Genomic DNA, 21,771 nt, shown 5'->3' on the forward strand with positions numbered 1-21,771 from the left:
CTTATTAGAGCCTACTTTAGGAGTTTTTGATGTCTAACCCCCTCTGGTTCGATCCCAGCCTGTGTCTGATTGGTGGTGAATGGAAAGCACCTGTGTCAGGGCAATGCTTGACGCTTGTTAATCCCTCGGACGGCTCTGAAATCTGCCAGATCGCAAGGGGTAACGAACGCGATATAGATGCTGCGGTGCAGGCCGCCCGTTCTGCGCGCGATGATGAATGGGGTCGCATGACCGCGCTGGAAAGGGGGCGTGTTCTCACCCGGTTGGGTCAACTGGTTCTGGAACGGGTCGATGATCTGGCACAGCTTGAGGCGATGGATGTCGGCAAACCGCTGACCCAGGCGCGGGCGGATGCCGTTGCCTTGGCGCGGTATTGCGAGTTTTACGGCGGTGCTGCTGATAAAGTGATGGGCGAGACCATTCCCTACTTGGATGGTTATACGGTCTACACGCTGCGTGAACCGCATGGTGTGACCGGCCATATCGTGCCGTGGAACTATCCGATGCAGATCATTGGCCGCTCGGTCGGGGCGGCGCTGGCGATGGGCAACGCCTGCGTTCTGAAACCGGCGGAAGAAGCCTGCCTGACCGCATTGGCCTTCGCTCACCTGGCGACACAGGCGGGCTTGCCACCCGGGGCCTTGAATGTGGTGCCCGGACTGGGAGGCGAGGCAGGCGCGGCCCTGTCGGCGCATCCGGGTGTGGATCACATCTCATTCACAGGTTCGGTCGCGACGGGCGCGTTGGTTCAGCAGGCGGCGGGTCGAAATGTTGTACCGGTGACACTGGAATTGGGTGGCAAGTCGCCGCAACTTGTCTTCGATGATGCCGATCTGGATGCGGCCCTTCCGTTTCTGGTGAATGCGGGCATTCAGAATGCAGGCCAAACCTGCTCGGCCTCGTCTCGCATTCTGGTTCAGCGGGGCGTTTATCAACAGATCAAGTCCCGTATGTCAGAGGCATATAGCGAGCTATCCGTGGGACCGGCGATGAACGATCTGCGCGTCGGGCCGTTGATCTCGGAACGGCAAAAACAGATCGTAAACGGTTTTCTTGAGAAGGGCGCGGATTTGACCATCGCCGGACAGGGGCAAATCGTGGAAAACGCCCCAGAAAATGGGGCTTATGTCCTGCCCACACTCTTTGCTGACGTCTCTCCGGACCATGTGCTTGCGCGGGATGAAATATTTGGCCCGGTTCAGGTTTTGATACCGTTTGAAACCGAGGAAGAGGCTCTAAGCATAGCGAATAGCACCGACTATGGCCTTGTCGCCAGCGTCTGGACGCGGGATGGGGCACGCCAGATGCGACTGGCCAAGGGGCTGCTGTCGGGGCAAGTCTTCATCAACAACTATGGTGCGGGCGGCGGTGTTGAGTTGCCTTTTGGAGGTGTTGGTAAATCCGGCCACGGCCGCGAAAAAGGCTTCGAGGCGCTGTACGGGTTCTCACAGCTTAAGACGGTCGCTGCCTATCACGGCTAAACGATCACCTCGATCGCTTTCTGCGCTCCGACGCCAAAAACCCGCTTGTACCGCTCAATCTGATCTGTTGGCCCCATTGCCTTTTCCGGGTTGTCAGACAGCTTCACGGTTGGTTTGCCATTGGCGGACACTGCCTTACAGACCAACGAGAAGGGGGCCAGCGCGTCATTTGGAACAAGCCCGCGAAAATCGTTGGTCAGCAGAGTGCCCCAGCCAAACGATACGTTAGTCTGATCAGCAAACTGGGCGTGCAGTTCGCGAATTTTGTCCACGTCCAATCCGTCCGAGAAGATAATGCGTTTCTGAGTGGGCTCTTCACTTCGAGATTTCCACCAATCAATTGCAATTTCGGCCCCGGTTGCAGGATCGCCGCTATCGATACGTATTCCTGTCCAGCCTGCCAGCCAGTCGGGAGCGCGGTCCAAAAACCCTTTGGTGCCATAGGTATCAGGTAGAATAATACGCAGATTACCGTCATGTTCTTCATGCCAGTCGCTAAGCACATCATATGGCGCTTGGGCGAGCGCAGCGTCATCTTCAGCCAGAGCCGAATAGACCATAGGTAATTCATGTGCATTGGTGCCGATAGCCTCTACTTCGCGGCGCATCGCAATCAGGCAGTTGGACGTACCGGTGAAAGATGGTCCCAAACCTTCGATCATCGCCTGCACGCACCAGTCCTGCCACAGAAACGAATGCCGCCGTCGTGTGCCGAAATCCGCAATCCCCAGCCCCTCAATGTTGCGAAGCTGGGCGATTTTTTCCCAAACGCGTGTCATTGCGCGGGCATACAGCACCTGAAGCTCGAACCGGCGCATCCCGTTTAGAACTGCGCGCGAGCGGAGCTCCATCAGCACAGCCAATGCTGGGATTTCCCACAACATGACCTCGTGCCACTTGCCTTCGAAGGTCAGTTCATACTGATCGCCTTTGCGTTCCAGATGATAAGGCGGCAGACGCAGATTTTCGAACCACTCCATGAAATCAGGACGGAACATCTGGCGTTTGCCATAGAACGTATTGCCGCGCAGCCAGGTGCTTTCGCCCCGGCTGAGACTGAGGGAACGGATATGATCCAGCTGTTCACGCAACTCACCTTCATCGATCAATTTGGCCAATGGAACGTGATTCGACCGGTTAATGAGCGAAAAAACCACGTCTGTTTGGGGCTTATTACGAAACACTGACTGGCACATCAGCAGTTTGTAGAAGTCTGTGTCTATTAATGACCGCACAATTGGGTCAATCTTCCATTTGTGATTGTAGACCCGCGTCGCGATGTCGACCATGGGGACCTCCTGCGATTTCCGTTGTTAGATCAATCAGCGCGCTGATTGGCAAGAGTCGCTGGATTGGTAACAATGCCCATGACAAGTCACATTGCGGGCATATTATGAGTGTCCTTCACGCTTTAGTGAGGGGGTGGGGATGGTTGAGAGGTTGAATTTGGTGAATGAGTCTCGAGTACGACTTTGACATAGTGGCGATTGCTCCGGATGAGGTTGATCCGGAACATGGACACACAGCGGTAACAGGGCGACCCCCGGTGCGCGCGCAGTTCAGGAATATCAAGACTGCAGATGCCTTGCGGGCGGCTTCACCTAAAATACGTCGCATATTTCTGGAATCTGGCTTCAGTCTGGATACGGTGAGTGACAATCGGTCCACCGGATATTACCGGCCCGAGGATTCCGAGAATCGCGTCGTAATTCTGAAACGGCTTTTTGCAAACATTCGGAACATGGGTGTTCAGGGCGAATATTGCGGCGAGTTTGATTTTCATCACTTCCTGGCGCACATCAGGGCAGCTAAGCCCGGTCATGTTCTCCGCCCGGCACCTGCGCGACCTGTACAGGCCCAAAGCCCCGAGACGGTACGCCCGGAACGGCGCACCCTGGTTGGGCGATTGGGATTTGCGTTGGGGCTGGCAGTGATTTTGTTTGTGTTGCTGAAGCTCCTGGCGGAGTACGGCGCAGCGAATTGATCCTCAGGCCAATTTGACACCCGCTTCGCGCATTGATTTCTCGGCAGCTGATAATGATCCATCCATATCTATCGCACGGCACAGACCGGTTCTGATAGTAACGTCAAATCCCAGATGTGCCGCATCTACCGCCGAATAATGGACGCAGAAATCTGTCGCCAGTCCAACCATCGTCAACTGTCCGATCCCGCGCGTCTCAAGATAGCCTTTCAGACCAGTCGGAGTGGAATGATCATTTTCGAAGAATGCCGAATAACTGTCGATGTCGCGGCGAAAGCCTTTCCGGATGATCAGGTCGCCATCGGTACGCAGGTCCGGGTGAAAAGCCGCGCCATTCGAGCCCTGCACGCAGTGATCAGGCCACAGGACTTGTGCGCCGTAGGGCATCTGGATCATCTCGAACGGGGATTTGTCGTCATGTGAGCTGGCGAAAGACGAATGCCCCGCCGGATGCCAATCCTGAGTCAGGATCACCGCGTCGAAATCGCCCATGATCGCGTTGATAGGAGCGACGATTTCATCGCCACCCGCAACGGCGAGTGCGCCTCCCGGGCAGAAATCATTCTGAACATCGATGACGAGCAGCGCGTGGGACATGTTGGTCTCCTTCAGTTACATAATCGGTATGGCGCGCAGCAGGGATCGTCAATGCTGTCTCTTGTGTGCTTTCATCAGGCGCATTAGATCGCGCACATGTACACAATCGCTGCCCTATACCATTTCACACGCTTCCCTGATCCTGACGCGTTGCGCCCTGCCTTGCACGAGCTTTGCCGCGCGCAATCGGTGAAAGGAACCCTGTTGCTGGCGCAAGAGGGGATCAACGGCACCATAGCCGGACCCCGCGCGGGGATTGATGCGGTGCTGGCGCATATCCGCGCGCTTCCGGGTTGCAACAATCTGGAATGGAAAGAGGCAACCTCAGACCACCCACCCTTTGGTAAGATGAAGGTGCGTCTGAAAAAAGAGATCGTGACGATGGGGCAGCCCGATGTCGACCCACGTGCCAGTGTCGGAAACTATGTTGAGCCCGAGGACTGGAACGATCTGATCCGCTCTGACGATGTGGTGGTGATCGATACGCGCAATGACTACGAAGTTGCAATCGGCACGTTTGAAGGCGCAATAGATCCAAACACGGCAAGTTTCCGCGATTTCCCAGCATGGTGGGAAGAAAACAAAGAGCGATTTCACAACAAGCGTGTCGCCATGTTCTGCACCGGCGGAATTCGATGTGAGAAGTCCACTAATTATCTGCTGGGGCAGGGCGTCGAGGATGTCTACCACCTGAAAGGTGGCATCCTGCGCTATCTCGAGGAGATGCCACGCGAAGACAGCACGTGGCAGGGTGAGTGTTTTGTCTTCGACAATCGCGTTTCAGTTGGTCATGGGCTGGTCGAAGGCCCACACAAGCTTTGTCATGGCTGCCGCCGCCCAATCCTGCCTGAAGATGTAAAGCGCCCTGAATACGAACATGGTGTATCTTGCCATCGATGTGTTGATGAGACGTCCGAACAGGACAAGGCACGGTTTCGCGAGCGGCAGAGACAAATCCAGCTGGCCCGCGCGCGAGGTGAGGAACATCTAGGGTCAGATTGAATTCATCTTGCAGGCTATGCCGAAAAACGGATGATGCCTTTGGGCCTGCCTGATGGAGCGGATTATGACTCACGAACCCAGAACTCTGGAAGAATGGAAATCCACCCTGTTGGCGGCATTAGGGCTGGTTCTGGCCAGTTTTCTCGCTTGGTATGGTTTATCGCGTCTGAATGAAACCACCGCAGGTGACACGATCGGTACGATTGCATCAGTTGGGCTGGTGGTCTGGATGGTTTCGCAATCCTACTACTACATAACCCAGGTGAAATCCCCGCGCAGAATGCTGTTTTTGATGGGGGTGTCCTTCATTCAGGTTGTGCCGTTCCTATTTGCAGCCGTCTACGGCGCCTTCGGGTATGAGGATCATTGTGTTGTCGGCGCCAAAGGACCGGCAGATATTCTGTATTTTTCGTACGTCACTTTCACCACGGTCGGATATGGCGACATGTCCCCGACCGGCCTGTGCCGTGGGTTGGCCGTGGCCGAGGCGGTTACGGGCTATATCCTGTTGGGCATGTTTGTAGCCGCAGCCGTGGCGCTATACGCGCGCAACCACAGCAAGTAGACCAGCTTATTTGTTGTGATCGATCCATCGAGACATCAATTGTCTGTCGCGGAAACACTCGGATGGGATCGGACGCCGTTTAGTGCGCGAGATACGCTCCGCAAACGCGACCTGCTTGCCCGTTGGATAGTTTGCGAAAGGCGACGGGTCATGCGGCTTATGGGCCGATATCCAGTCTGATAGTGATTTACGGTCGTGTTGCGCCTCGACAGGAATTTCAAGCGCGGACTGTTGCGCAATCGCGCGGGCATAGCGCATCTGCCGATCTGTCACAGGCAACAGGTAATAATCGTTTGACGTGCCGCCAAGTGCGGCTTTTCGCATGTTCTGGGCCATCGGGGTTATCCTCTGACTATGTAGAACATAAATAGAACATCAACCTTACATTTCAAGAGAAGGCCATTTGGATTCGGCGAGAACCTGCCAATCACTGGATTTATTGACTGGTCAATCAATGAAAGCTAAGTCTGTCAGCAACACACACCTCCCCTTGCGCAGGGGTGATCCGAAAAGAGAAGGATTCGGCATGAAATTTCAGCCCAAGGCCAGCCATTTCATCAACGGCAATTATGTTGAAGATACCAGAGGCACCCCAATCGACGTTATCTATCCAGCCACCGGTGAAGTTATCGCGCGGTTGCATTCTGCAACACCTGAACTCATAGAACAGGCTCTAAACAGCGCAAAATCGGCTCAGGCAAGCTGGGCCGCCATGTCGGGCACGGAACGGGGCCGGGTCCTACGGCGTGCGTCGGACATCATGCGGGATCGCAATCGGGCGCTTTCAGTTCTCGAAACCCATGACACCGGCAAACCACTGCAGGAAACACTTGTGGCAGATGCGACAAGCGGCGCAGATGCTTTGGAATATTTTGGTAGCTTGGCAGGGTCTCTGACCGGCGAACATATCCCACTTGGGGGTGGAGATTTCGTCTATACGATCCGCGAGGCATTGGGTATCTGTGTCGGCATTGGTGCGTGGAACTACCCGACCCAGATCGCCTGTTGGAAAGGTGCCCCGGCGCTGGCCTGCGGCAATGCGATGGTCTTCAAACCGTCTGAAACCACACCATTGTCAGCTTTGAAGGTGGCCGAAATCTTGATCGAGGCGGGCGCGCCAAAAGGTATCTACAACGTGGTGCAAGGCTATGGAGATGTCGGGGCCAGCCTGGTTACCGATCCGCGTGTAGCCAAGGTCTCGTTGACTGGGTCGGTTCCAACGGGCCGCAAGGTCTATGCGGCGGCAGCCGATGGCATGAAACACGTCACCATGGAGCTGGGCGGGAAGTCCCCGATGATTGTTTTCGACGATGCAGATCTCGATAATGCGGTTTCGGGTGCGATCTTGGGCAATTTCTATTCTTCGGGGCAGGTTTGCTCCAACGGTACGCGCGTCTTTGTACAAAAGGGTATCAAGGAAGCATTTCTTTCGCGTTTGTCCGATCGTCTGGCCACTGCGAAAATTGGTGATCCGCTGGATGAGGAGGTCAATTTTGGCCCGATGGTCAGCGAAAACCAGATGGATATTGCGCTGGGCTATGTCGAAAAAGGTAAAGCCGAGGGTGCGAGGTTGGTCTACGGCGGCGACAGGATCGCAGGTGACGGGTTCTACATGCAGCCCACAGTTTTTGCCGACGTCACCGACGATATGACAATCGCACGAGAAGAGATTTTTGGACCTGTGATGTCGGTGCTGGATTTTGAAACCGAAGAAGAGGTGCTGGCGCGTGCCAATGATACCGAATTCGGTCTGGCTGCCGGTGTCTTCACCAATGACCTGACCCGCGCCCATAGAATTGTGGCGGGGTTCGAAGCTGGCACTTGCTATATCAACACCTATAACTTCGCCCCGGTTGAGGCCCCGTTCGGTGGGTCCAAGATGTCGGGCGTGGGGCGCGAGAACTCGAAACTGGCGATCAACCACTTCAGCGAGATGAAGACAGTTTACGTTTCGATGAACGATGTCGAGGCCCCTTACTGATCAAAACCGGTCATTCAGACTCTGTTCCCGACATTTCGCGTCGGGAACAGAGCATAACCTGACATTTGGCTGTGGCTGACTTTCCTGAGAGCACTAAGTTCGCGGACAGGAGATCAGACCATGAAGACCCACGCTCAGGCCGTCGTGATCGGAGGAGGATTGGTTGGCTGCTCAATCCTCTATCATTTGGCCAAGCTTGGTTGGACCGATGTGGTTCTGTTGGAACGCGATGAGCTGACCTCGGGATCAACTTGGCATGCGGCAGCGAACATCCACGGCCTGCATGACAACAACAACATCACCCGCATCCAGCACTATACGATGAACCTGTATAAAGAGCTGGAGAAGGAAACCGGGCAGGGCTGCGGGGTTTTCCAATCTGGTTCGTTGTATCTGGCGCAAACCGAAGATCGCGAACATCAGCTACGTCTGCAGGAGGCAAAAGCCCGATTCTACGGTTTGAACTTTTATGAGATCAGCCGCGAACAGGCGAGTGAACTTCACCCGCTGGCGCAGTTTGACGACATCCGTTGCATCATGTTCGAACCCGATGGTGGCAATGTCGATCCGTCCGGGGTTACCCACGCCTACGCTGCGGGTGCGCGGGCAATGGGGGCCACAATTGAGCGGTTTTGCCCTGTAATAGGGACTGAACAGCAATCCGATGGCTCTTGGATCGTGCGCACGGATAAGGGGGACATTCACACTCGATGGGTTGTGAATGCGGGGGGCCTGTGGGGGCGCGAAGTGGCTGCAATGGCGGGCATCGAACTGCCACTGCAACCGACCGAGCATCAGTATTTCGTCACTGAAGCCATCGACGAAGTGGCTAATCTTGGGCGCCGCCTACCCTCGATCGCTGACCGGGACGGAGAATATTACTTCCGCCAGGAAGGCAACGGACTTCTGATCGGCGCCTACGAGAAAGACATGCGGTTTTGGGCCGAAAGCGGCACGCCGCTGGATTTTGCCCATGACCTGTTCCCAGACGATCTGGACCGGATCATGGAAAATGTCATCCGCGCCACAGAACGGGTCCCGGTTGCTGCCACGGCGGGCGTCAAACGAGTGATCAACGGGCCAATGATCTGGTCTCCTGATTCAAACGCAATCTGGGGTCCAGTGCCCGAGCTGCAGAACTATTTCTGCTGCACCGGCATCATTCCCGGTTTCTCGCAATCGGGCGGGCTGGGTCTGCTGTCTGCGCAATGGATGATCGAAGGCGAGCCGCAATACGACATGTTCGCCTGGGATCTAGCCCGGTTCGGCGACTGGGCCGACAAGGCCTTTACCAAGGCACGGGTCGAGGACGTCTATACTCACCGTTTCGCCATCCATTTCCCCAATGAGGAGCGCAGCGCGGGACGCCCCGCGCGCCTGCGCCCCGCCTATGAAATGCAAAAGGATATGGGCGCGGTCTTTGGCTTGAACTGCGGCTGGGAACATCCGCTGTGGTTTGCCGATCAGCCCGGTGTACAAGAAACCAATGGGTTCACCCGTCAGAACTGGTGGGAACTGGTGGGCCGCGAGGTGCAGATGCTGCGCGATCATGTGGGTGTGATCGACATCTCGAACTTCGCCAATTACGTCGTGAAAGGCCCAGGTGCTTATGACTGGCTGGATCGTCTGGTGGCCAACAAGGTCCCGACCGAGGTTGGTCGTTCGTGCCTGACGCCCCTGATTTCGGTTCGCGGCGGCGTGGCTGGTGACTTTACCATCACCAAGGTAGCTGATGAAGAGTATATGATGATCGGCTCGGGTATGGCCGAGCGTTATCATCAGCGGTTTTTCAACATGATCGGCTTGCCCGAAGGCACCACGCTTGAGGTCGCCACCGATCGCATCGCAGGCTTCAACGTGGCTGGGCCCAAGTCGCGCGAATTGTTACAGCGGCTGACCAATGCAGACCTTTCAAACGACGCGTTCCGCTTTATGCGCTCGCGCACAATCAAGGTGGCCGGTATCGCTTGCCTGGCTATCCGTGTCAGCTTTACTGGCGATCTGGGGTGGGAGTTGCATTGCGCGGAATCAGATCAAACCATGCTCTATTCAGCGCTATTGGAGGCTGCAAAAGACCTGGGCGGTGGCCCGGTTGGTGGTCGCGCACTGGGATCTTTGCGCATCGAAAAGGGGTATGGCTCGTGGGGGCGAGAGTATTCTCAGGAATACTGGCCACAAGAGGTTGGCCTGTCAGGTCTAATCAAGCTGGACAAAGAATTTCTGCACAAAGATGCTTATCTACGGGTCAAGGATAACACCCCGCGCGAGGTGCTCTCGATATTCGAGGTCGATGCGGACAAAGCCGACGCCACTGGCGGCGAACCGATCTTCACCCCCGACGGTACCCCGGTGGGCCGGGTAACTTCCGGCGCATATGGGTATTCGGTCGGCAAATCCCTGGCCCTGGGTTACGCCAACCCCAAAGCCGCAAAACCCGGAGACACGGTCGACATCTTCATCCTTGGAATACCACACAAAGCTAAACTCCTTTCAAAGCCGCCGTTCGACCCCGCCGGAAACAGGTTGCGCGATACGAAAACCGTTGCGGAGCCAGTGAAATGACCAACGTTTTTGACCGGGTTGCCGAGTTTGCTCTGAACTGTACCGCCGAAGACATTCCCGACACAGCCCGCGAGACAGCTGCGTATTTGTTGCTGGATACGATGGGTGTTCTGATCGCTGCAGGATCGCTGCAGGCCGGTGGGATCGCCCGGGATACCGCAGCGTTGCTTTTTGCAAGTTCAGAGCCTGATTTTAGCGCTCGGATGCTGTTCGACGGGCGGCGCGCCAGTCTTGCAGGTGCAGCTTATGCAACTGCCAGCCAAACCGATAATCTGGATGCCCATGACGGGTTCAATCCCGTCAAAGGCCACATCGGAGTTGCCATTGTTCCGGCGCTTGCTGCGTTGGCCGAACAATGCCCGGAACTGTCGGGTCGTGAGGCTCTGGCGGCTATGATCATCGGCTATGAAATCGCGGGTCCGGCTGGCCTGACCCTACACGCAACGGTCAGTGATTATCACACTTCGGGTGCCTGGAATGCGCTGGGCGTGGCTGCTTTGGCGGCGCGTTTACGCCGTCATGCCCCTGATCAACTGCGACAGGCGTTGGGGATTGCGGAATTCCACGGGCCACGCAGCCAAATGATGCGCGAGATTGCAAATCCAACAATGTTGCACGACGGTTCCGGTTGGGGTGCCCTGGTGGGGCTGTCTTCTGCCATTCTGGCTGAGCGCGGATTTACCGGAGCACCTGCAATCACGATCGAGGCGAAAGAGGCTGTTCCATTTTGGGACGATCTTGGCCGGGTCTGGCAAGTTGAGCAGCAATATATCAAACCCTATCCAATCTGCCGTTGGGCACATGCATCAATTGACGGTGTTCGGATGCTGATGCAGGAACACAAGCTGACATATCAACAGATCGCAGCCATCCGTATCAACAGCTTTAAAGAAGCAGCTTGTTTGTATTCTGGCCATCCTCTGACTACCTCACAGGCTCAATACTCGTTGCCATTTGCTGTAGCGGTTCAGGCAGTTCACGGCCGCATTGGCGTGGAACATATCTCGGGCGAAGGCCTGTCCGATCCAGCGGTCGCAGAGATCACAAGGCTGATTAAGGTCAAAGAGAGCCCACGTCACTCTGCCCGTTTCCCAGCAGGACGATGGGCAGATGTCGAGATCGAAACCTTGGACGGATCTGTTTATCATTCAGGTGATATCAACGCGCGCGGTGGTCAGGAAAATCCCCTGAGCAAACAGGAGATCATCGATAAATTCACCGAATTTGCAGCGCCAACTGTGGGGGGCGATCGGGCCGCCCAGATTCTTGCGGCCACATTGAAGTTGACCCAACCCAAGTCGAGCTTTTCCAATCTATCTGCCCTGATATACGACCCACCCGCATGTTGATACGGCGCCACGCCTAATTAAATTACATGATCTAGAATCACCAAGTTAGAGACTGATTTAAGGTTTCAAACGAATGACCAACTCTGAAACAGCATAACCACTGGGCACTGCGGGTCCGATCAATTCAATCCGCCTGTTTGCACGATTTCAAGCATATCTGAAATTTGCGCGCGGGCATTGGCGCTCTCCTTAATAAGCGTTTTGGCATCTGCCAGAGGTTTGTCAGATTGCCGTTCAATCGGTTGATCTAACGATATTCTGATTCGATTTAGATCGTTGAAGACATTCGAATCCTCGGCATCAATCTCATTCGTGCCCGCCAACCAGGATAGGCGGTCGGCAGCTTCGATCTGACCAGTTTCTCTCAACAATTCCACTGCGGCGTAGAAGTTTTGCACCCGCGCCAAAGCTTGAGCCCGCAATTCTCGCGCGTTGTCCGAGGGATCTTCAGATAATTCCAGCAAAGCTTGGCGAGGATGGTCGCTTAATAGAGCTGAACGCGCCCTAATCTGGGCATGCTCGATAGAATGGTTCTGATCGCCTGACGGGTCTGTCCATTCCCGGGCAGCGTTCGAAAATCCAAGCTTGACCAACCTATGCGCCACTGATGTGGCCGTATCCAGGCTCAGGGTAATGCGAGTTTTCTCCTTCAGTCCGAATATGTAGCGTAGGAAGGTGATGTCATCCGCCCGCTCAGCAAGCAGTTGCAGCACCTGATCTCGCGTGCGGCGCCAATCCTTATCGTCAGGTGCATTTTGGATATGATGCATGGCACCATCGAACTCCTGCGACATCGACAACGCGAGCACATGAGAGCGCGCCATCATGGGCCCGAGTTCGGAGTTTCTGAGTTCACGTGCGTAACCTGCCGCTAAATCGAGATCTTTGGGTGGTATCGAACCCCGATCGGCCCATCTTTTTTCGATCAACCGCGCCAGCGCCAGAGGCGCTTCCCTAAAAGCACTTGGGGTGGCTATGACTTCAGTCAAGTGAGCGCTCGCGGTATGTGCATTGCCTTCGGCATCGGCGATCGTGGCCTTGGTCAGGGTCACGTCGGCCGTTTCAGCTGTCATCACTCGGTCTACCGAACGCAAAATACGCCGCGCTGCTTCCAGCCGCCCGGTTGTTGCCAGCAAGTCTGCCAGAGTCGACCCGAGTTGCCGCCTAAGGTGTTCGGGAAGCCGGTTGAATGCTTGCTCGATTATGTTCAGCTGTGCCTCCGGTGCCAGTTTCTCCTCGACCAGAAGTGCCCATAGCGCTGCAGCGCTTTCGCAGCTTTGTTGACCTTCGAATGAGTGCGGTTCAGGCGCAGTCAAACCATCGAGAGTAGACGCCATCGCCGAAACACGTTGTTGCTCTGCCGTCGTTCCTGGCAGCAGATCTAACACCTGCAGCGCTTCGGCTCCGAACCCATAATATGTGTACAGCTTGGCCAGATTCAGGGCCTTTTCCTGATCGAGTCGATCAAACTCCTGGAAGAGCCCCGTTCGCAGTTGCGCTACCTGCACCACAAATTGTTCGGGGCCTGCCCAGGAGTCGAACTCCAGTTCAGCATCGGTGATGCATTCAAATTTGGCATCGAATTCTGGAAGTGCCAGATTTTCGAGACCCCGGGCGTCGTCCAGAACTGAAGACAATCGTAAATTGGGCGCTTGTGCGTCTGAGGTTCTCAAAGGTCCAAAACGAGCGGATTGTCTGCGCCCAATACCAGCAAGTGTGAGGTCAATAACCTCACGATCTGCGCTTTGTAATATGCGGGATATCAGCTCGTCCTCAAAGTTTTGATGACTCATTTGCAACAAGGGCAACGTCAGCGCAGTTGCAGGGATGTGTACTGGAGGCGGAGCTTGCTTTGCGATGTCCGGGTGAAGGTCTGTCACCACGTCGATTTTTGGAACCGCAACCGGAATGAATTTACCGGGCGAGATGTCCACGACCACCATAGTTTGTTGATGCAGAAATGCGGTGGCGACACATTCACATCCAAAGACCATCTTCAGAGCTCCACCTGAACTAGCCTGAGTTAGAGACTGAAGTCTTTTGCTGGTCAGCCGGTCAAATACGGTTCCGGTATCGAATGTGGCGCCTTTGATAGCAATATTCAGATCAGCACCGCGTTCGTTTGGAGTCATAACCCAATTGGTGCCGGCAGGCACTTGTATCACCAGACGGGTGTATCCATCGTGTTCGCCCGAGCGAACACGCAGCACCTGCGCTGACACACTGGTGCCAAGGGCCAATAAAATTAATGTCAAAGCCCGTATCATGCAGCCGCCTGTTTGATTTCTTTCAAGGCCTCTTCAAGCTCCGAAAAATTTGGGCGGTTGTGGGTTGGCGTGTTTTGGCGTCCGACCTCGATGCACATCGCAGCGTTGTGATTGTGCAGATTCGCGACCAGAACCTCCTTGATGAGTTGATAAAAATGGTTGTCTTCTTCAACTACAGCTTTCAGTTTGCCAGCAAACGGACCGACCAAACCATAGGCAAGAAAAACGCCCAGAAAAGTGCCGACCAACGCGCCGCCGATGAGTTTTCCCAGCACCTCTGGCGGCTGGTCGATCGAACCCATGGTTTTGATAACGCCTAGAACCGCAGCTACGATACCAAGAGCAGGCAGGCCGTCGGCAACAGTTTGCAAGGCATGGCTCGAGTGCATGGCATGATGGAAATTTGCCTCCATCCGTTTTTCAAGCACCTCTTCGACTTGATGCGGGTCGTCATAGTTCATCGCGGCTGAGCGCATGGTGTCGCAGATCAAATCCACGGCTTCTTTGTCGGCTTTGATCTTGGGATAAGCTGAGAAAAGCGACGAGTTTTCAGGCTCTTCGATGTGTTGTTCGGCCTCAACCGGGTTTGCGCGCGCGATCCGGATCAACGAGAACAACAGGCAAAGCAGATCACGATAGTCTTCGGGCTTCCACTTCGCGCCTTTGAACACTTTGCCAATATCTTTCGCGGTGTGTTTGACCCCACCCATGTCGTTACTGATCATAAAAGCACCAATCGCGGCGCCTCCGATCATCATCATTTCATACGGTAATGACTTCATGATAATCGCCATCTTGCCGCCAGCGGCGAGATATCCGCCAAAAACCATAACGAAGATAACAGCAATTCCGATGAGTCCGATCATAAGTGATCTCCGGCGTTAAGGTGGGAGAAATGGTTGCCCATCAGCATTATTCCTGTGGGGCGCGGGCGTTGCGCCCAGCCATGATGACGCTGATACCATAGGCGGCCTCGGGGCTGAGACCGGCCATCACATCGGCGGCAGCCTCCGGTGGCATGCGTGACAAGAATCCGGCGGCGAATACTGCATCCATCGTTTCGAACAAGGCCGCGGCATCCTTTGGTTTCATGCTTTGGTAAACGTCAGTCAGTTGCGTCAGGTCGCTTTCGGCGGCTGTTTCGGCAATAGCGACGGTCTCACGCAGCGACTCTTCGGCTTCCTGCAGCATGGCCAACCGGGTCTCAATAGCCTGATCTGCGATGTCCAGCGCGTGTTCTCGATCGACAATCATGCTCTCCCGCTGATTCAGTTCGACTTCGCGGCGTAGCAGTTCTGTTAGCAAAACTTGCAGATCCGCAGCGCTGGTCTCAATGCGCTCCGACTTGATTTGCTCTGCCAAGGCCGGATTAGTCCCACGCGCCACCGCAGGCCCAGCCTCAAGCCCGATCCGAATGATGGCAGACCCGATCATCAGCAAGGAGATGACGGTCAGAACTCCTCCGCGCGTGCGCTGGTCACAATTCTTTTTTCTTTGGCGGATCATTGGCCCGACCCGCTTGACGCTGCGGCATGCCGAAAGAACATCAAGCCCTCGGGCTTTGTTACTGGTTTTAAGGATATGGGCTCAGAATTTTCAGGAACAGTTTCTTCGACAGCGTCCACGTCAGTTTTTTCCTGCGCGTGCTCTTCGGGCTGCTCAGGGCTTGGTTGGTCTTCCTGTACGACATCGTGCATCGAGGCCATCATCAGTTCCAGGCGCTGCGCTACCGACTCCGCCCGTTCAGTCAAAGTCTGCAGGGCAACCCCGGACTCGTCGGAAGACTGACGGGCGCTATCGAGCGATTTTCGCAGCTCTTCCGCTTGGGCCGAAAGAACGGAAACCGCACCACCTACGCCCTTTTCAAGATCAGTAAATCGACGCAAACGACGCGCCAAAATGAAACAGTACAGTCCTGCCCCAAGCGCGCCTGCTACCAGGAGAATATCGGCAATCAGTTCCACCTTCGCCTCCTAATTCAATACAAATTCTGTCACCAGAACGTCGCGCACACGGCCGTCACCTACGACAATTCCTATACGTCGCAGCAGGTGCCCACGGATGCGCACCAAGGCGAGTGAATCTTCAAGGTCGTTCAGCTCGACCGCGCGCAGATAACTGTTCAGAACATCCATGATTCGCGGCTGCATCTTTTCAACCTCGGCGGCGTAGCCCGCGTTCACCTCGAGTTGTGCATGGAACTTGAGATGCCGTGAATCGCCTGCATTGACCGAAACGATCACCGGCGGCAGATCAACAAAGCTCACGTCTGGAAACGCCGTCGCTGGCCTTTTATTGCTATTGCTATCTTCTTCTTTTGCTTCGGCACCGCTACCAATTGGCAGCAAGCCAGAGGCGGTTATGAAATAGCCACCAACACCGCCTGCCACGGCCAGAATCATCCCAAGAATCAGGCCCTTTTTTCCTGATTTTTTAGGGGTTTCCACTTCGTCAGCTGTTGCGTCGGTCATGCCGTCCTCATGAATCTGTTCGGCAACTGTCATAACCCCGCAGGGACTAACCGATTGTTAAGGGCAATCGTCCAAACAGGGGTTGAGCCGAGCAGAATGTCGGTGAGTCGGAGGTGAGTGTGCAGCAGATCGGAACTGTCTGGGCAAGTTTGGACAAGCGCAAACAAATTTTCGTGGCCGGTGCGGTAGTGCTGGTGTTTCTGGTCGTGCTTGCGATGTCGCGGATTGCGACGGCACCGTCGATGACGCTGTTATATTCAGGTCTCGAAAGCGGTGCGGCGGGTGATATCGTGCGATCGCTGGATCAGCGCGGTGTTGCGTATGAAATCCGGGGTGGTTCGATCTATGTACCGGGCTCGCAACGGGATGAGTTGCGCATGACGCTGGCCAGTGAAGGACTGCCAGCAAACGGCAACCGCGGATACGAGTTGCTGGACTCACTCAGTGGATTTGGCACGACGTCGCAGATGTTTGACGCTGCTTATTGGCGGGCAAAAGAGGGCGAGTTGGCCCGCACGATTGTCGGCAGCTCACATGTCAGCCAGGCACGCGTACACATCGCCAACGGTTCGGCCAACCCGTTTCAACGTAGTGTTGCGCCGACCGCTTCGGTATATTTGGTGCCATCGGGTGCGCAGATCACAGGAGATCAGGCCAAGGCGATCCGGTTTCTGGTGGCGTCAGCTGTCAGCGGGCTTGCACCAGAAAACGTCACCGTAATCGATTCGAACGGCGCTGTGATCGGAGCACAGGAATCAACCGTGGCCGCTGATACTGCAGACGACAAAGCACGCCAGTTGCGGGAAAAAGTTCTTCGACTTGTCGAAGCACGCGTCGGGGCCGGTAATGCCATGGTCGAGGTCAGCGTGGATACGGTGACCGAAACCGAGTCGATCCGTGAGCGCCGCTTCGATCCTAAAGGTCGCGTAGCGATCAGTACGGATGTTGAAGAACGGTCTGACAGTGCGCGAAATCAGTCTGCAGACGTGACCGTGGCGTCAAATCTACCGGATGGGGATGGTGCTGGCGGGGACGAATCCAATTCAAATGCCACCCAGACCCGCGAGCGGGTGAATTATGAGGTTTCCGAGACCGAACTCGAGGTTCACCGAGCGCCGGGCGCCATCAAACGTCTGACCGTTGCAGTGCTGGTCAACGGTGCCCGAACGGTTGATGCAGAAGGCGTCGAACGATTTGAACCCATGCCGCAGCCAGAGCTTGACGCGTTGGAGGAACTTGTTTCCTCAGCCGTAGGTTATGATGCCGAACGCGGTGACGTCATTACCCTGAAATCGCTTGATCTACCTGTTGTTGAGCCGCAGGGTACATTGGTGTCGTCGTCGATATGGCAGAAGATTCATCTTGATGCCATGTCGCTGATTCAGATGTTCGTTTTGGCACTGGTATCCCTTGTTTTGGGTCTGTTTGTCATACGGCCCATTTTTACAAATTCTGCTGCACCGGCCCTGCTGCCTGCAGGCACACAGCCGGAAGCAGACCCGGCAACTTACCTGACGGGAGAGATCGCAAATGGTGATGCGCAAGAGTTCACATCACTTCCTGAGACCGCTCAGACAAATGTTCCGGTAATAGCCAGCGCCCATGGTGAAGACCCCGTCGACCGATTGCGCGCCATGATCGGTGACAAACAGGAAGAGACGGTTGAGATCCTGCGAAGCTGGCTTGAAGAAGGTGAGGAGAGGGTGTGATGTCTATCGCTCATCTCCTTGAGGATTTCACCGCCCCAGCAGCTGGTGTCGCTGTTCATCTATTGGATGAAGAGGCACTGGAAGAACAACGCCTTGCGGCCTTTGAGCAAGGCTATGGTGCCGGTTGGGAAGATGCGGTGCAGGCGCAGGAACAGGGTGGGGCGCAACTGAGCTCTGACTTGTCTGCAGCGCTAGCAGACCTGTCGTTTACCTATCAGGAGGCGTTAACCCGCATGACATTGTCGCTGGAACCGATGTTTCAGAGCCTGATACAGGTGGTTTTGCCCGAAACCGTCGAACTGGGCTTTTCCGCCAGATTGACTGAACAGCTTTGTGAGATGGCCCGGGAACAGATCGGGCAGCCGATGCTACTTACCGTTCCGGACGGTGCCGCCGATCAGGTTCAGGCAGTTCTTCCACAAGATCTCACGCCGTTGCCACAAGTTGCCGAGGACCCTTCTCTGCGGCCGGGACAGGCGCGTTTGCAAGTGGGCACCGCCTGTCGAGAGGTGGATTGTACCGCGTTGCTCGCGTCCATTGCCGCATCTTTCGACGCCTATCTATTTGAAGCAAAAGAGGCTCTGTCAAATGAGTGATCCCCAAGCTCCGAAATCCGAAAAGCCAAATCCGTTCGAAGCGGTTCCGATCGAAGTCACAGTTTCGGTTGGTCGGGCGCGACCTTTGATCCGTGATCTGCTGAACATGGGCGAAAACGCTGTTCTGGCGCTGGACAAACGCATTGAAGACCCCGTCGACCTGTATGTCGGGGACCAATTGGTCGCACGCGGGCTGCTGGAGGAAATGGAAGGAGATCAGGCTGGGCAGCTGGCTGTGCGGCTGACAGAGATCTCGGATCTGCAAAACGGGATCGGATGATGCGCCATCTGATCTGGCTGGCAATTCTGCTGGTCGTCCCCACCAGCGGCATGGCGCAGGAGTTGTCGCTGTCTATGGGCGAAGATGGATCGATTTCGGCCCGGACGATTCAGCTGATATTGCTGATCACGGTGCTCAGCCTGGCACCGGGTCTGGCGATCATGATCACCTGTTTTCCATTTCTGATCACCGTATTGGCGATACTGCGGCAAGGGATTGGGTTGCAGCAATCGCCGCCCAACATGCTGATTGTCAGTCTGGCGCTGTTTCTGACCTATTTCATCATGGAGCCGGTTTTCACCGAAGCGTGGGAAGTCGGCATCCAGCCAATGGTCGAGGAAACAATAGACGTGGAGCCCGCGCTGGAACGCGCGCTGGTGCCATTTCGCAGCTTCATGGCGGCGCGTCTGGATGTCGTTACGTTCCAGGCGATGGCAGCATTGCGACCAGATGGCGCGGATTTGCGGCTGTCACCCGAGGCACCTCTGTCCGTTCTGATGCCATCATTCATGCTGTCCGAGATTGCGCGGGCCTTTCAGATCGGGTTTCTGATATTTTTGCCGTTCCTGATCATCGATCTGGTTGTTGCGGCGGTCCTTATGTCGATGGGTATGATGATGGTGCCTCCGGCTACGGTTTCCCTGCCGTTCAAACTGGCATTTTTTGTGATTGCAGATGGTTGGGCTTTGATCGCAAGCGCGCTGGTACGCAGCTATTCGCCCTGATCTATTGCCGGGTGATCTGCAGGCAAGCGCGCAAGCCTTGGTCTCCGGCCTCAAAGCTCAGCGTTCCGCCATGTTGCTCGGCAACGGTGCGTGCGATGGTCAGGCCAAGCCCAAAGCCATCTGACGAACCGGTGTTTGACCCACGCTGGAACGGGGCCAGCAATGCCTCGATATCATCAACCGACAGATCGGTGCCTTTATCTTCAACAATAATCGTGGCGGATTGAGCATCGGTTTCCAGCTCAACTTCGGCCCGCCGCCCATATTTCAAGGCGTTGTCGATCAGATTTGACAGCGCCCGCCTCAACGAGATGGGTCGACCCATCACCAGAATGCGCCGTGTCTCAGGCAGCGATCCGTGCCCCCGGCGCGACATGAACAATGACGGCGCACCTTCGACAGCGACAGGTTCAATCGCTTTCAAAGATACGGGCAAGTTCATATCCTGATAGTCGGCGACCAGTGACTCGACCAGTGAGGTCAGCGATATCTGGCGCGGTTCCTCGACGCTGAGCTCGGACCTTGTATAGGTTAGTACACTTTCGATCATGCCGGTCATTTGATCCACGTCTGCTTCGAGCTTCTCGCGCAATTCGGCATCGTCGATCAGGGCGGCACGCAGCCGGACACGCGTTGCCGGCGTACCCAGATCGTGGCTAACACCCGACAGCACAATGGCGCGTTTCTCAAGCTGCGCGCGTTCAGCCTCAAGGTGATCATTCACCGCAGCCACGATATCGCGCAGCTCTTCCGGCCCGTCCGCATCATAACTTTGTGGCCCACCGCGGCGTTTGCGGTCACCAAGTGCCTGTGCAAAGCGCGTGAAGCTGTCCGAGACATTACCGACAGAGGTCAGCAACGCGGCCAGCGCGACGATACCCAGCAATATCGCGGGCAGGCGCAGATCAATCGGAGCTGCCTTACACCCCCAGATTTCAGTGCCATCAATCTGTTGCCAGACACCACGTCCAAATTGCGCGATCAGGATCGGTTCGCTGCAATAGGTCGCAAGCAGGCGCGTCAGATTGCCCATCTTCTCGGGACCTGTCTGATCGCTGCCGGACACGATGTCTGAAACCGGATAGACTAGCCGATCCGATAATACCGCCAGCGTCAGTTCGCGCCCACTCAGGGGGGCTGAACTGTCGGTCAGGATCGACAGGTTGGTGACAAAGCGGCGATCAGAAAAGCCGGGCATTTGTTGGAATTCTCCCCTATCGGCAAGTGCGGCGGCCTTGGCAGGCAAGGGATTGATCAGCAAGCCGGGTGGCGGTGCCATCCCCGTCCGCAAATCCTCGTATACGGTGAATCCCGCAACAAATGCCTGAGTTTGGAAACGGTTCCAGGCCTGTGCAGAGGTGAACCACAATGCGGTTGCCAACAGCCCTGCAGCGAAGGCTGACAGCGTCCAGACCCAACCAAAGCTGCGCAGGCGCAATGTCATGCGTCCTCATCTACCGAAATGTCGGCGGTAAATATGTACCCAACCCCACGCTCAGTGCGCAGCATCTGAGGCTCTTTCGGATTAGCCTCGATTTTAGAGCGTAGTCGCCCAACCAACATATCGATGGCGCGGCCTTGCGCCTCGGGTTTGTCAGCCTCGCCAGTGACATCCAGTGCGGTGGCGATCTCATCCCGGGTTAGCGGGATGTGTGGATTTGCTAGCAAGACTTTCAGCAGGGCGGTTTCGCGCTGAGAAAGCGAGACTAAATAGCCGTCGGGCGAATGTACCTCGTCCCGTTTGCCGTCAAAGACCCAGCCGTCAAAGTGAAATGTACGGGTACGGCGGCGATAAGCTAGCGAAGGGGTGCGTTGCGCGCGCTGCATCACAGCACGGACGCGGGCCAGTAGAAGCTGCGGGTTGAACGGCTTGGCAATGTAGTCATCCGCGCCAACTTCATATCCCGCCATGCGCTGGTGATCTGCCGACAAAGCAGAGACTAGAATGATCGGTACATCTTGCTCGGTGCGCAATCTAGCGCAAATTTCCACACCGTTCTCGTCGCCTAGCATCACGTCCAACAGGATCAGGTCGATCCGGCCTGAAGTCAGATGCGTGCGTATTTCACTTTCCGAACTGGCAGGCAGCGCTATATACCCGTTCTGCTGAAAGAACTGGGTCATCATCGAACGCATCTCAGAATCGTCGTCCACCACCAGGAGCCGGGGAATACCCACTCTGATCCTCCTCTCAAACTTCCT

Annotated in this window: 21 protein-coding genes; 11 read left to right on the plus strand and 10 right to left on the minus strand. The window is 55.7% G+C overall.

What is annotated here, in order from left to right:
* Positions 1-29 precede the first annotated feature (29 nt).
* On the plus strand, positions 30-1,481 hold the full coding sequence (locus ACR3EJ_RS05295; RefSeq protein ID WP_170541977.1) for an aldehyde dehydrogenase family protein: 1,452 nt from the start codon (positions 30-32) through the stop codon (positions 1,479-1,481).
* Here ACR3EJ_RS05295 and pncB read toward each other — a convergent pair.
* Entirely contained in the window at positions 1,478-2,770 is a 1,293-nt protein-coding gene (gene pncB, locus ACR3EJ_RS05300; protein ID WP_170541975.1) for a nicotinate phosphoribosyltransferase, read from the minus strand. The genes ACR3EJ_RS05295 and pncB overlap by 4 nt on opposite strands.
* A gap of 164 nt (positions 2,771-2,934) precedes the next feature.
* Here pncB and ACR3EJ_RS05305 point away from each other — a divergent pair, with 164 nt between their 5' ends.
* Positions 2,935-3,465, plus strand: a complete 531-nt coding sequence (locus tag ACR3EJ_RS05305; protein ID WP_170541972.1) for a hypothetical protein — start codon at positions 2,935-2,937, stop codon at positions 3,463-3,465.
* A 3-nt stretch (positions 3,466-3,468) separates the two neighbouring features.
* On the opposite strand, the gene pncA is transcribed toward ACR3EJ_RS05305, so the two are convergent.
* Complete coding sequence (gene pncA / locus ACR3EJ_RS05310) at positions 3,469-4,062, minus strand: bifunctional nicotinamidase/pyrazinamidase (RefSeq protein ID WP_170541969.1); 594 nt, start codon at positions 4,060-4,062, stop codon at positions 3,469-3,471.
* Between the two features lie 96 nt (positions 4,063-4,158).
* Between pncA and trhO the strand changes: the two genes are divergently transcribed.
* Complete coding sequence (gene trhO, locus ACR3EJ_RS05315) at positions 4,159-5,064, plus strand: oxygen-dependent tRNA uridine(34) hydroxylase TrhO (protein ID WP_170541966.1); 906 nt, start codon at positions 4,159-4,161, stop codon at positions 5,062-5,064.
* Between the two features lie 64 nt (positions 5,065-5,128).
* Entirely contained in the window at positions 5,129-5,629 is a 501-nt protein-coding gene (locus ACR3EJ_RS05320; protein ID WP_170541963.1) for a potassium channel family protein, read from the plus strand.
* 6 nt (positions 5,630-5,635) lie between these two features.
* Here ACR3EJ_RS05320 and ACR3EJ_RS05325 read toward each other — a convergent pair whose 3' ends face one another.
* The gene (locus ACR3EJ_RS05325) at positions 5,636-5,965 is read right to left on the minus strand and encodes a hypothetical protein (protein ID WP_170541960.1); all 330 of its coding nucleotides are present in this window, start codon (positions 5,963-5,965) and stop codon (positions 5,636-5,638) included.
* A 190-nt stretch (positions 5,966-6,155) separates the two neighbouring features.
* On the opposite strand from ACR3EJ_RS05325, the gene betB reads away from it, so the two are divergent.
* From betB to ACR3EJ_RS05340, 3 genes are all read left to right on the plus strand, one after another.
* Entirely contained in the window at positions 6,156-7,610 is a 1,455-nt protein-coding gene (betB, locus tag ACR3EJ_RS05330) for a betaine-aldehyde dehydrogenase (protein ID WP_170541959.1), read from the plus strand.
* A 120-nt stretch (positions 7,611-7,730) separates the two neighbouring features.
* Complete coding sequence (locus tag ACR3EJ_RS05335) at positions 7,731-10,172, plus strand: GcvT family protein (RefSeq protein ID WP_170541956.1); 2,442 nt, start codon at positions 7,731-7,733, stop codon at positions 10,170-10,172.
* Complete coding sequence (locus ACR3EJ_RS05340; RefSeq protein WP_170541953.1) at positions 10,169-11,521, plus strand: MmgE/PrpD family protein; 1,353 nt, start codon at positions 10,169-10,171, stop codon at positions 11,519-11,521. Before ACR3EJ_RS05335 ends, ACR3EJ_RS05340 begins: the two co-directional genes overlap by 4 nt.
* Before the next feature lie 119 nt (positions 11,522-11,640).
* On the opposite strand, the gene ACR3EJ_RS05345 is transcribed toward ACR3EJ_RS05340, so the two are convergent.
* Genes ACR3EJ_RS05345 through ACR3EJ_RS05365 form a run of 5 tightly spaced genes read right to left on the minus strand, consistent with a single transcriptional unit; the run spans position 11,641 to position 16,259 of the window.
* On the minus strand, positions 11,641-13,776 hold the full coding sequence (locus ACR3EJ_RS05345; RefSeq protein WP_480422815.1) for a hypothetical protein: 2,136 nt from the start codon (positions 13,774-13,776) through the stop codon (positions 11,641-11,643).
* An 8-nt stretch (positions 13,777-13,784) separates the two neighbouring features.
* A complete protein-coding gene (gene motA, locus ACR3EJ_RS05350) occupies positions 13,785-14,654 on the minus strand; it encodes a flagellar motor stator protein MotA (protein ID WP_170541948.1) in 870 nt (289 codons plus the stop codon).
* 46 nt (positions 14,655-14,700) lie between these two features.
* Positions 14,701-15,294, minus strand: a complete 594-nt coding sequence (locus tag ACR3EJ_RS05355; RefSeq protein WP_170541946.1) for a MotE family protein — start codon at positions 15,292-15,294, stop codon at positions 14,701-14,703.
* Positions 15,291-15,752, minus strand: coding sequence for a hypothetical protein (locus ACR3EJ_RS05360; RefSeq protein ID WP_170541943.1), 462 nt, complete (start codon positions 15,750-15,752; stop codon positions 15,291-15,293). The genes ACR3EJ_RS05355 and ACR3EJ_RS05360 overlap by 4 nt, the downstream gene beginning before the upstream one ends.
* 9 nt (positions 15,753-15,761) lie before the next feature.
* Positions 15,762-16,259 (minus strand): flagellar basal body-associated FliL family protein, encoded by a 498-nt coding sequence (locus tag ACR3EJ_RS05365; RefSeq protein ID WP_170541940.1) that lies wholly within the window; start codon positions 16,257-16,259, stop codon positions 15,762-15,764.
* 119 nt (positions 16,260-16,378) lie between these two features.
* On the opposite strand from ACR3EJ_RS05365, the gene fliF reads away from it, so the two are divergent.
* Genes fliF through fliP form a run of 4 tightly spaced genes read left to right on the plus strand, consistent with a single transcriptional unit; the run spans position 16,379 to position 19,569 of the window.
* Complete coding sequence (fliF, locus tag ACR3EJ_RS05370) at positions 16,379-17,968, plus strand: flagellar basal-body MS-ring/collar protein FliF (RefSeq protein WP_170541937.1); 1,590 nt, start codon at positions 16,379-16,381, stop codon at positions 17,966-17,968.
* Positions 17,968-18,564: an ABC transporter ATP-binding protein gene (locus ACR3EJ_RS05375; protein ID WP_170541933.1), complete on the plus strand. Its 597-nt coding sequence runs from the start codon at positions 17,968-17,970 to the stop codon at positions 18,562-18,564. Before fliF ends, ACR3EJ_RS05375 begins: the two co-directional genes overlap by 1 nt.
* Entirely contained in the window at positions 18,557-18,844 is a 288-nt protein-coding gene (locus ACR3EJ_RS05380; RefSeq protein ID WP_170541930.1) for a FliM/FliN family flagellar motor switch protein, read from the plus strand. Before ACR3EJ_RS05375 ends, ACR3EJ_RS05380 begins: the two co-directional genes overlap by 8 nt.
* On the plus strand, positions 18,841-19,569 hold the full coding sequence (fliP, locus tag ACR3EJ_RS05385) for a flagellar type III secretion system pore protein FliP (RefSeq protein ID WP_480422819.1): 729 nt from the start codon (positions 18,841-18,843) through the stop codon (positions 19,567-19,569). The genes ACR3EJ_RS05380 and fliP overlap by 4 nt, the downstream gene beginning before the upstream one ends.
* A 1-nt stretch (position 19,570) precedes the next feature.
* Here fliP and ACR3EJ_RS05390 read toward each other — a convergent pair whose 3' ends face one another.
* Together ACR3EJ_RS05390 and ACR3EJ_RS05395 are read right to left on the minus strand one after the other, a co-directional pair.
* Positions 19,571-21,013, minus strand: coding sequence for a sensor histidine kinase (locus ACR3EJ_RS05390; protein ID WP_170703565.1), 1,443 nt, complete (start codon positions 21,011-21,013; stop codon positions 19,571-19,573).
* Positions 21,010-21,747, minus strand: a complete 738-nt coding sequence (locus ACR3EJ_RS05395) for a response regulator transcription factor (protein WP_170541920.1) — start codon at positions 21,745-21,747, stop codon at positions 21,010-21,012. The genes ACR3EJ_RS05390 and ACR3EJ_RS05395 overlap by 4 nt, the downstream gene beginning before the upstream one ends.
* Positions 21,748-21,771: the final 24 nt, after the last annotated feature.

This window comes from Ruegeria sp. AB11 (assembly GCF_056536325.1).